Raw genomic sequence first — 2,517 nt, 5'->3', positions numbered from 1 at the left:
TGCAGCGCGACAACCAAGATGAGACGAAGCGTCAATCAAGATGAGACTCTGCAGCAGCGGTGGAACGCAGAGAGGGCGTAGCCCGAACGGAGTTCTACTGCTGCTGCAGCGCCGATTCATCTGGTGATTGCGGTTCGACCGGTACTTTAGGTTCCTTCGAAGAACGGGGAACCACCTTTGTGCCAGGTCGTCACATAACCGATCATCAGATGAGGCTTTTCATGAAGTTACGACAAGAGCACAGGGTTGAGGTCGCCGCCGCGAAGGCGTCGCTCAGCAGAGCAACGGCCTATCGCATCGAGAAGGTTGCGCAACTGCCATCACAAGTGAAGAAGGCGCGTGACCGTCGGCGTCCCGACCCACTCGCCGACATCTTCGATACCGAGGTCGTGCCGCTGCTGAAGGCGGCACCTGGTATTCGCCCGGTGGCCGTCTTCGAGGAGATGTTGCGCCGCCATCCCGACCTCAGCGAAGGCGTTCGCCGGACAATGGAACGGCGGATCCGTGCCTGGCGGGCCATCAATGGCGACGAGCAGGAAGTCATCTTTCGCCAGGTTCATGAGCCCGGCCGAATGGGGCTTTCCGACTTCACCAACATGAACGAACTGGGGATCACGATCACAGGCCAGCCGCTCGATCACCTGCTTTATCACTTCCGGCTCGCCTATTCCGGCTTCGAACACGCCCACGTCGTCCTCGGTGGCGAAAGCTTCGTGGCGCTGGCCGAAGGACTACAGAACGCTCTCTGGTTCCTTGGCGGCGCGCCGCTTTATCATCGCAGTGACAGCCTCTCGGCGGCCTTCCGCAATCTGGACGCCGATGCGAAAGAGGACCAGACGCGGCGCTACGCGGAGCTTTGCGCCCACTACCGGATGACGCCGACCCGCAACAACAAGGGCATTGCCCACGAGAACGGTGCGATTGAGAGCCCGCATGGCCACCTCAAGAATGCGATCCGCGATGCCCTTTTGCTGCGCGGTACCCGTGACTTCGACGATCTCGCTGCCTATCGCGGCTTTATCGATGAGATCGTTAGCCGTCGTAATGCTCGCTATGGCAAGCGCATCGACGCCGAGCGGACGGCGCTGCAGCCGTTGCCGGGAACGCGCACCAGCGATTTTGAGGAGGTTGTCGTGCGCGTCTCGCGCAGCGGCGGCTTCACCTTGCGCAAGGTCTTCTACACCGTGCCGTCACGACTGATCGGGCACCGGCTGCGCGTGCGCCTATACGACGAGCGTCTTGACCTCTTTATCGGCGGTACGCATCTGATGACGCTCCAACGAGGGCGTGCGCATGCCAGCGGCAAACACGACCAGGTGGTCGACTATCGGCATGTCATCCACTCGCTGCGCAAAAAGCCGATGGCGCTGCTTCAGCTTGTCTATCGCGACAAGCTCTTTCCGCGGCAGGAATACCGGATGGCTTTCGAGACCCTAATCGACCGGCTGTCCGACAAGCAGGCCTGCAAGATCACCGTCGAACTCCTGGCTTTGGCCCATGATCGGGGCTGCGAGCGGGAGCTGGCAGAGCGGCTGGCCAATATCCTCGATGCGGGCGAACTGCCGGACATCGTCGCGCTGAGGACCGCCTTCGCACCCGATCCAGCGCAGTTGCCGACCGTCAACGTCCGTCTCGCCTCACTCCAAGGCTATGAAGCCCTGATCGACGCGCGTCATCTGGAGGACGCCGCATGAGACACGCCCCTGCCATCGACGCCGCCACGCTCAGCACGCTCCTCAATGAACTCCGCCTGCCAGCCATCAAGGTCCTTTGGCCGGATTTTGCCGAACGGGCCGACAAGGAAGGGTGGCCAGCGGCCCGGTTCCTGTCGGTGATTGCCGAGCATGAACTGGCCGAACGAGATCGCCGCCGAATTGAACGCCATCTCGCCGAGGCCCGATTGCCGCCGGGAAAGACGCTCGACAGCTTTGACTTTGACGCCGTTCCGATGGTCTCTAAGGCACAGGTCATGGCGATCGCCGCCGGCGATAGCTGGCTCGCCAAGGGAGCGAACATCTTGTTGTTCGGCCCACCCGGTGGCGGCAAGAGCCATCTCGCCGCCGCAATCGGCCTCGCGCTCATCGAGAATGGTTGGCGGGTGCTGTTCATGCGTACGACCGAGCTCGTTCAGAAGCTGCAGGTGGCACGTCGTGAACTCCAGCTCGAATCCGCCATCGCCAAGCTCGACAAGTTCGATCTGCTCATCCTCGACGATCTCGCCTATGTGACCAAGGACCAGGCGGAAACGAGCGTGCTCTTCGAGCTCATCTCCGCGCGCTACGAGCGGCGATCGATCATGATCACCGCCAACCAGCCCTTCGGCGAATAGAACAGGGTTTTCCCCGATCCCGCCATGACACTCGCCGCCGTTGATCGCCTCGTCCACCACGCGACCATCTTTGAGATGAATGTCGAAAGCTACCGGCGTCGATCCGCCATGGAAGCCAAACGTCAGCGCGGCAGGCCAGCGGCCTTCGCAACAATGAGAAATGCCGCCGAGATTGACGCTGCGCGACA

Annotated in this window: 1 protein-coding gene and 1 pseudogene; both read left to right on the top strand. The window is 61.7% G+C overall.

Features of this window, described 5'->3' with window-relative positions; all coding sequences use genetic code 11:
• The first annotated feature begins 209 nt into the window (after window positions 1–209).
• The gene (gene istA / locus ATY80_RS20655) at window positions 210–1,694 is read left to right on the top strand and encodes an IS21 family transposase (protein WP_189637228.1); all 1,485 of its coding nucleotides are present in this window, start codon (window positions 210–212) and stop codon (window positions 1,692–1,694) included.
• Window positions 1,691–2,517: pseudogene (gene istB / locus ATY80_RS20650) on the top strand (IS21-like element helper ATPase IstB); the annotation flags it as partial. The gene istA and the pseudogene istB, both read left to right, overlap by 4 nt.

Origin of the sequence: Rhizobium sp. R711, assembly GCF_002211365.1 — a bacterium.
In the GTDB taxonomy this organism is placed as follows: Bacteria; Pseudomonadota; Alphaproteobacteria; order Rhizobiales; family Rhizobiaceae; genus Rhizobium.
Note: the sequence above shows the minus strand (reverse complement) of the source record. Positions and strands in the feature narration are given on the sequence as shown.

Coding starts and splice junctions, on each gene's coding strand:
- istA (WP_189637228.1), top strand. CDS start 210: ATGAGGCTTTTCATGAAGTTACGACAAGAGCACAGGGTTGAGGTCGCC.